The sequence below is a fragment of the Allobrachymonas chironomi DSM 19884 genome (genome assembly GCF_000374625.1).
GTDB lineage: Bacteria > Pseudomonadota > Gammaproteobacteria > Burkholderiales > Burkholderiaceae_C > Brachymonas > Brachymonas chironomi.
On sequence record NZ_KB894771.1, the window covers coordinates 116661 to 123646 of the forward strand.

At 62.7% G+C, this 6986-nt stretch carries 11 protein-coding genes and 1 tRNA gene; 10 read left to right on the plus strand and 2 right to left on the minus strand.

Translation table 11 applies throughout. From position 1 onward, the window contains the following. Positions 1-20: 20 nt before the first annotated feature. From C513_RS0108825 to C513_RS0108870, 10 genes are all read left to right on the plus strand, one after another. On the plus strand, positions 21-1235 hold the full coding sequence (locus tag C513_RS0108825; RefSeq protein WP_018715691.1) for an IscS subfamily cysteine desulfurase: 1215 nt from the start codon (positions 21-23) through the stop codon (positions 1233-1235). Continuing rightward, on the plus strand, positions 1235-1642 hold the full coding sequence (locus tag C513_RS0108830; protein WP_018715692.1) for a hypothetical protein: 408 nt from the start codon (positions 1235-1237) through the stop codon (positions 1640-1642). Before C513_RS0108825 ends, C513_RS0108830 begins: the two co-directional genes overlap by 1 nt. Further along, the gene (gene iscU / locus C513_RS0108835) at positions 1629-2015 is read left to right on the plus strand and encodes a Fe-S cluster assembly scaffold IscU (protein ID WP_018715693.1); all 387 of its coding nucleotides are present in this window, start codon (positions 1629-1631) and stop codon (positions 2013-2015) included. The genes C513_RS0108830 and iscU overlap by 14 nt, the downstream gene beginning before the upstream one ends. A 56-nt stretch (positions 2016-2071) precedes the next feature. Further along, positions 2072-2395, plus strand: a complete 324-nt coding sequence (iscA, locus tag C513_RS0108840; protein WP_018715694.1) for an iron-sulfur cluster assembly protein IscA — start codon at positions 2072-2074, stop codon at positions 2393-2395. A 6-nt stretch (positions 2396-2401) separates the two neighbouring features. After that, complete coding sequence (locus C513_RS0108845) at positions 2402-2620, plus strand: hypothetical protein (protein ID WP_018715695.1); 219 nt, start codon at positions 2402-2404, stop codon at positions 2618-2620. After that, positions 2617-3138, plus strand: coding sequence for a Fe-S protein assembly co-chaperone HscB (gene hscB / locus C513_RS0108850; RefSeq protein WP_018715696.1), 522 nt, complete (start codon positions 2617-2619; stop codon positions 3136-3138). The genes C513_RS0108845 and hscB overlap by 4 nt, the downstream gene beginning before the upstream one ends. A 94-nt stretch (positions 3139-3232) precedes the next feature. After that, positions 3233-5104, plus strand: coding sequence for a Fe-S protein assembly chaperone HscA (hscA, locus tag C513_RS0108855; RefSeq protein ID WP_018715697.1), 1872 nt, complete (start codon positions 3233-3235; stop codon positions 5102-5104). A gap of 1 nt (position 5105) precedes the next feature. Beyond that, positions 5106-5444, plus strand: coding sequence for an ISC system 2Fe-2S type ferredoxin (gene fdx / locus C513_RS0108860; RefSeq protein WP_018715698.1), 339 nt, complete (start codon positions 5106-5108; stop codon positions 5442-5444). A gap of 13 nt (positions 5445-5457) precedes the next feature. After that, entirely contained in the window at positions 5458-6183 is a 726-nt protein-coding gene (dnaQ, locus tag C513_RS0108865) for a DNA polymerase III subunit epsilon (protein ID WP_018715699.1), read from the plus strand. A 65-nt stretch (positions 6184-6248) separates the two neighbouring features. After that, positions 6249-6323, plus strand: a tRNA-Val gene (locus C513_RS0108870). Between the two features lie 148 nt (positions 6324-6471). On the opposite strand, the gene C513_RS0108875 is transcribed toward C513_RS0108870, so the two are convergent. Continuing rightward, a complete protein-coding gene (locus C513_RS0108875; protein ID WP_018715700.1) occupies positions 6472-6789 on the minus strand; it encodes a phage head closure protein in 318 nt (105 codons plus the stop codon). After that, a partial coding sequence (locus C513_RS0108880) for a head-tail connector protein (RefSeq protein ID WP_018715701.1) occupies positions 6786-6986 on the minus strand: 201 nt, incomplete at its 5' end. The genes C513_RS0108875 and C513_RS0108880, both read right to left, overlap by 4 nt.

Below are 6986 nucleotides of genomic sequence, written 5' to 3' on the forward strand. Positions count from 1 at the left end.
CACTGACCAAGACCAAGACCATGAGCAAGCAATACCCGATCTATCTGGACTACGCCGCCACCACGCCGGTTGATCCCCGCGTGGCCGAGGCCATGATCCCCTGGCTGGCCGAGCATTACGGCAACCCGGCATCGCGCAGCCATGCCTGGGGCTGGGAAGCCGAAGACGCCGTGGATAACGCGCGTGAGCAGGTGGCTGCCCTGATCAACGCCGATGCGCGTGAAATCATCTGGACCAGCGGCGCCACCGAATCCGACAACCTGGCGATCAAAGGCGCGGCGCAGTTCTACAAGAGCCGCGGCAAGCACCTGATCACGGTCAAGACCGAGCACAAGGCGGTGCTGGACACCATGCGCGAACTGGAGCGCCAGGGCTTTGAGGTGAGCTACCTGGACGTGCAGGACAATGGCCTGCTGGACCTGGAAGTACTGAAGGCGGCCATCCGCCCCGACACCATCCTGGTCAGCGTGATGTTCGTCAATAACGAGATTGGCGTGATCCAGGATATTCCGGCCATCGGTGCGCTGTGCCGCGAGAAGGGCATCATCTTTCATGTGGATGCGGCCCAGGCCACCGGCAAGACGCCGATCGACGTGCAAAGCCTGCCGATTGACCTGATGAGCCTGGCCTCGCACAAGGTTTACGGCCCCAAGGGCATTGGTGCGCTGTACGTGCGCCGCAAGCCGCGCATCCGCCTGGAAGCGCAAATGCACGGTGGCGGCCATGAGCGCGGCATGCGCAGCGGTACCCTGGCCACGCACCAGATCGTCGGCATGGGCGAAGCCTACCGTCTGGCCAAGGCCGAGATGGAGCAGGATCGCGAGCATGCCAGCAAGCTGTACCAGCGCCTGCTGGATGGCCTGGGCAAGATCGACCAGTCTTTCGTCAACGGCGACACGCCGAGCCGCATTCCGCACATCCTGAACATGAGCTTCAACTTCGTCGAAGGCGAATCGCTGATGATGGGCGTGAAGTCGCTGGCGGTGTCCAGTGGTTCGGCCTGTACCAGCGCCAGCCTGGAGCCCAGCTACGTGCTGCGCGCCCTGGGTCGCAGCGACGAGCTGGCGCACAGCAGCCTGCGCATGTCGTTCGGCCGTTTCACGACCGAAGCCGATGTGGATCACGCAATTGCCGAGATCACCGAAAACGTGGCCAAGCTGCGCGAGCTCAGCCCGCTGTGGGAAATGTTCCTGGACGGCGTCGATATGGACGCCATCGAGTGGGCGGCTCATTGATGAGGGCCCGGCGCGCGACTCCCTGGCTGCTGGGCGGCATGCTGGCCGTCGGCATGCTGCCGCTGCAGGCGCAGGCATCGACCCAGGTCGCCTGCCTGCTGATGGGGCAGGTCAAGGAGGTGCGTGCACAACCGCTGTCCGAACTGGTGGTGCGGTTCCAGATCCAGGGCGTGCGTGACGACAATACGCAGCGCAACGATGTGGAATGCCGCAAGCAGTTCAAGGCTGGTGACAGCCTCTGGGCCAGCCTGAATCTGAACAAGCTGCCCCAGACACTGGCCTACAAGTCCGGTGACCGGATCTGGCTGAGCTATCGCTACGGAGATGACCGCAGCGGCAGTGTCTGGCGCAAGTACGAAGCAATAGCGTCCAAGCAATACATGGAGAGAAGAAATGGCATACAGTGACAAGGTCGTTGACCACTACGAAAACCCCCGCAACGTTGGCTCCTTCGACAAGGGCGATGAATCCGTGGGCACCGGCATGGTGGGTGCACCGGCCTGTGGCGACGTGATGAAGCTGCAGATCAAGGTCAACCCGCAGACCGGAGTGATCGAGGATGCGCGCTTCAAGACTTACGGCTGTGGTTCTGCCATTGCCAGCAGCTCGCTGGTGACCGAATGGGTCAAGGGCAAGACGCTGGACGAAGCCGCTGCACTGAAGAACAGCCAGATCGCCGAAGAGCTGGAGCTGCCGCCGGTCAAGGTGCACTGTTCCATCCTGGCGGAAGACGCCATCAAGGCCGCCGTCAACGACTACAAGCAGAAGCACCAGGACTGAGCAGGCAGGGCTGACCGCAGGTGCTTGCGTGCACCTGCTCGCAAGGAATTTCCGACATGGCAATTACGATGACAGAGGCGGCGGCGCGACACGTCAACCGCTCGCTGAACAAGCGCGGCAAGGGCATGGGCGTGCGCCTGGGCGTGAAGACGACCGGCTGTTCCGGCCTGGCCTATACGCTCGAATATGTGGACGAACCGGCTGCCGAAGACGTGATTTTCGAACAGCACGGCGTCAAGGTGCTGGTCGATCCCAAGAGCCTGGCCTATATCGACGGCACCGAGCTGGACTATGTGCGCGAGGGCCTGAACGAAGGCTTCAAGTTCCTCAACCCGCGTGAACGCGATCGCTGCGGCTGCGGCGAGAGCTTCCGCGTCTGATTCTTCATGCAGGCCCGGGCCACCGTTTCGGTGACGCTGGACAATGAGGCGGAGATTCTGGCCATCAACCGCTGGTTCCGCCGCTGGGGGCCGCGCCTGCACTGTTCTGACAACCAGGGCTGCGGCTGTTGCGTTGATGTCTGGCAGGTAGAGGCTCCGCTGGAAGCCTTTGACGACCTGCCGGCAACCATGCGCAGCCAGCCGGTCACGAGTGAGCATCCATGATCAATCTGCAATCTACCGATTTCGAGCTGCTGAACGTACCCACGCAGTTTGCCCAGGACCTGGCGCAACTGGATGCGGCCAGAAAGGCCTTGCTGCGCGAGGTGCACCCGGACCGTTTCGTCGCCGAAGGGCCCGCCATGCAGCGCATGGCCATGCAATGGGCGGTGCGCATCAACGAGGCCTACCAGCGCCTGAAGGATCCGCTCGAGCGCGGCGCCTATCTGTGCGAGCTCAATGGCGAGCCGATCCAGGCCGAAAGCAATACGGCGATGCCGCCCGATTTCCTGATGCAGCAGATGGAATGGCGCGAGGCGCTGGACGAGGCAACCGATGCGGCCGCGTTGCAGGCGTTGGCGCGTGATGTACAGCAGCAGCGCGAGCTGGCAGAAGCCGCCATCACCACCGCGATCGACCAGCAGCAGGACCATGCAGCAGCCAGTACCTGGGTGCGCAAGCTGATGTTCATCCACAAGTTTGCACAGGAGGTGCGCCAGCACCAGCTGCGCCTGCCCGGCTGATACACGGGACAGCCTGCCGCAGCGCCAGCCGGCATCTCTGGGACAATACGCACACTTGGTGCAGGTCTGCTGACCTGCACACTTTTTCTGACATATGGCACTCTTACAAATTTCCGAACCCGGCCAGTCGCCGAATCCGCACCAGCGCCGCATCGCGGTGGGCATTGACCTGGGCACCACGCATTCGCTGGTGGCCTCGCTGCGCCATGGCAACGCCGAGTGCCTGCCTGATGCCGATGGCAAGCTGCTGCTGCCGTCTGCCGTGCGCTACCTGGAAAATGGTGGTCGCCAGATCGGCTACCAGGCGCTGGAGCACCTGGCGGATGACCCGCACAACACCCTGGTGTCGGTCAAGCGCTTCATGGGCCGCAGCCTCAACGATATCCGTGCCAGCTATGGCGATGCGCTCCATTACGCGCTGGAGGCCGACGATGCCGACAAGGGCATGGTGCGCATCCGCACGCGTGCCGGTGACAAGTCGCCGGTCGAGGTCAGCGCCGAGATCCTGGCTACGCTGCGTTATCGTGCCGAAGACAGCTTTGACGATGAGCTCTACGGTGCCGTCATCACCGTCCCTGCGTATTTCGATGATGCCCAGCGCCAGGCGACCAAGGATGCGGCCCAAATGGCCGGCATCAACGTGCTGCGCCTGATCAACGAACCCACTGCCGCGGCCATCGCCTACGGCCTGGACAATGCCAGCGAAGGCGTTTATGCCGTGTTCGATCTGGGCGGCGGCACTTTCGACATTTCCATTCTGCGACTGACCCAGGGCGTGTTCGAGGTGATTGCCACCAACGGCGATTCGGCGCTGGGCGGTGACGATTACGATCGTGCACTGGCGCAGCTGGCCCAGCAACGTGCCGGCCTCCGTGCTGTCACGGCCGAAGACCAGGCAGCACTGCATCTGGCGGCGCGTGCCAGCAAGCATGGCCTGACCGAGGCCGACAGCGCCCGTTTCGAGGTCACGCTGAGCAGTGGCCGGATCGCGCTGGACATCACGCGCCAGGACTTTGCCGACGCCACCGAGGCGCTGACGCAGCGCGCGCTGCAGGTCACGCGCCAGGCGCTGCATGATGCCCAGCTGCTGCCGTCCGAGGTGCAGGGCGTGGTCATGGTGGGTGGCTCCACCCGCATGCCGCTGATCCGCGATGCGGTGAAAGATTTCTTCGGTACCGAACCGCTGACCGATCTGAATCCGGACGAAGTGGTTGCCCTGGGAGCCGCGATCCAGGCCAATCAGCTGGCCGGCAACAGCCGCGAAGGCGACATCCTGCTGCTGGACGTGATTCCGCTGTCGCTTGGCATCGAGACCATGGGCGGTCTGGTGGAGCGCATCATTCCGCGCAACCAGACGATTCCGGTCGCCATGGCGCAAGATTTCACCACCTATCAGGACGGTCAGACCGCCATGAGCCTGCACGTGGTGCAGGGCGAGCGCGACATGGTAGACGACTGCCGCAGCCTGGCGCGCTTCACGCTGCGCGGCATTCCTCCCATGACGGCCGGTGCTGCCCGCATCCGCGTGACCTTTACCGTGGATGCCGATGGCCTGCTGAATGTGAGCGCCACCGAGCAGACCAGCGGCGTGCAGGCGCAGATCGAGGTCAAACCCAGTTATGGCCTGGACGATGCCACCATCAGCACCATGCTGCAGGACAGCTTCAACACCGCCGAACAGGACATGGCGGCACGTGCGCTGGCCGAGGCACGCGTCGATGCCGACCGCATGATTCTGGCGACCCACAGTGCGCTGAAGGCCGATGGCGATCTGCTGTCTGACGATGAGCGCAGCCGGATTGACGAGCTGATCGCACAACTGGACACCACCCGCCAGGGTACGGATGCGGCTGCCATCGAGGCGGCCACCAAGACCCTGGCAACCGGCACCGAAGCCTTTGCCGCGATGCGCATGAACCGCGGCATCCAGCAGGCGCTTGCCGGCAAGAACATCGAGACTATGTGATATGGCAACCATCAAGATCCTTCCCCATCCCGAGTACTGCCCCGAGGGCGTAGACATCCAGGTGCCGTTCGGCACCACCATCTGCCAGGGCCTGCTCGACAACAACATCAACATCGACCATGCCTGCGACATGAGCTGTGCTTGCACCACCTGCCACGTGGTGGTGCGTCAGGGCTTCAACAGCCTGAATGACATGGACGAGTGCGAAGAGGACATGCTGGATCGCGCCTGGGGCCTGGAGCCCGATTCGCGTCTGTCCTGCCAGGCCATGGTGGGCCAGCAGGATCTGGTGGTGGAGATTCCCAAGTACTCCATCAACCACGCCAAGGAAAACCACTGAGCGGACGGGCAACATGCGCCAGATCATTCTCGACACCGAAACCACCGGCCTGGAAGTCAGTGACGGCAACCGCATCATCGAGATCGGTTGCGTCGAGCTGCTGAACCGCCAGCTGACCGGCAACAACCTGCACCTGTACATCAACCCCGAGCGCGAGAGCGAAGAGGGCGCATTGCGCGTGCACGGCTTGACGACCGAGTTCCTGAGCGACAAGCCGCGTTTTGCCGACATTGCCCAGCAGTTCCTGGACTATGTGCAGGGCGCCGAGGTGGTCATCCACAACGCCGCGTTTGACGTGCGTTTTCTGGACCATGAGCTGAGCCTGCTGCAGCGCCAGGAAGGATTCCGCAGTCACGTGTCGAACGTGATCGATTCGCTGGCGCTGGCCAAGGCACAGTTCCCCGGCAAGCGCAACTCGCTGGATGCGCTGTGCGACCGATTCGGCATCGACAACTCCAACCGCACGCTGCATGGCGCGCTGCTGGACGCGGAGCTGCTGGCCGATGTCTACATCAGCCTGACGCGCGGCCAGGAAACCCTGGTGATGTATGCCGAGCAGGCCGATGACACCGGAGCGGCAGCCGTGGCCCGGGTCGACCTGAGCCAGATCGTGCTGCCGGTGCTGCGCGCCAATGCCACCGAGCAGGAGGCCCACGCAGCCATGCTGGGAGTGCTCGACAAGGCCAGTGGTGGCAACACAATCTGGAAAAAAATTCCGGGCTTCTTGTCAAACACGTGAAAGTTGTGCCATAATCATGGCTTCAGCGGTTGACGAACACAAGTTCTTCAGCAGCTACCCAACAAGGGTGTTTAGCTCAGTGGTAGAGCACTGCCTTCACACGGCAGGGGTCAGTGGTTCGAACCCACTATCACCCACCAAAAAAAACGAATGAAAACAGGCACTTACGGGAAACCGCAAGTGCCTTTTTCTTTGATGTGGGTAAAAAGTGGGTAAAACCGATCAGCGAAAAATTACCCACATTCCACGCCGATCAGCCAGCCACCAGATCACACACACGCGCGGGAATCACGCCACCACCTTGCACAGCAGTTCCAGCGTCCGGCCAGCGCTGCCACGGTCGATCACGGTCGTGATGTTCATCTGCTTGCCCTTGTGCGTCAGCCGGTCAGCAGGCGTGATGCCAGGCCGGTAGCGCATGATGATGCGCACATCACCGATAGCCGTCACCGCGTCAGCAGCGATCACCTCGCGGCCTGTCAGCGGCAGCACAGCGGCCCAGAACGTCCCCACCGTCTCCCAGCCCTCCGTCCAGGCTCCGGATGCGTCCTTGTACTCTCCGAAGCGCTCCAGCGTCACGCGCTGGTCAAGTTCTCCGGCCCTCATAGCGCCATCACTCGATAGGGTTGCAGCAGACGCTCAAAAGTCTTGTTGCCGTGCAATGGGCGGTCTGTCTGCCCCTCGCGGTTCTCGTACAGATCGGCCACGCGCAGCAGGATGGCAGCGCGTACAGGCGCAGGCATGGCGCTGGGTAGCTCGATGCCCAGATAATCGGCCACAGACGCTTCTGCGGCGTCCATGTA

Bases quoted from the DNA above. Each gene is read 5' to 3' on its own strand.
- C513_RS0108825 (WP_018715691.1), top strand. From the start codon at position 21: ATGAGCAAGCAATACCCGATCTATCTGGACTACGCCGCCACCACGCCG.
- C513_RS0108830 (WP_018715692.1), top strand. From the start codon at position 1,235: ATGAGGGCCCGGCGCGCGACTCCCTGGCTGCTGGGCGGCATGCTGGCC.
- iscU (WP_018715693.1), top strand. From the start codon at position 1,629: ATGGCATACAGTGACAAGGTCGTTGACCACTACGAAAACCCCCGCAAC.
- iscA (WP_018715694.1), top strand. From the start codon at position 2,072: ATGGCAATTACGATGACAGAGGCGGCGGCGCGACACGTCAACCGCTCG.
- C513_RS0108845 (WP_018715695.1), top strand. From the start codon at position 2,402: ATGCAGGCCCGGGCCACCGTTTCGGTGACGCTGGACAATGAGGCGGAG.
- hscB (WP_018715696.1), top strand. From the start codon at position 2,617: ATGATCAATCTGCAATCTACCGATTTCGAGCTGCTGAACGTACCCACG.
- hscA (WP_018715697.1), top strand. From the start codon at position 3,233: ATGGCACTCTTACAAATTTCCGAACCCGGCCAGTCGCCGAATCCGCAC.
- fdx (WP_018715698.1), top strand. From the start codon at position 5,106: ATGGCAACCATCAAGATCCTTCCCCATCCCGAGTACTGCCCCGAGGGC.
- dnaQ (WP_018715699.1), top strand. From the start codon at position 5,458: ATGCGCCAGATCATTCTCGACACCGAAACCACCGGCCTGGAAGTCAGT.
- C513_RS0108875 (WP_018715700.1), bottom strand. From the start codon at position 6,789: ATGAGGGCCGGAGAACTTGACCAGCGCGTGACGCTGGAGCGCTTCGGA.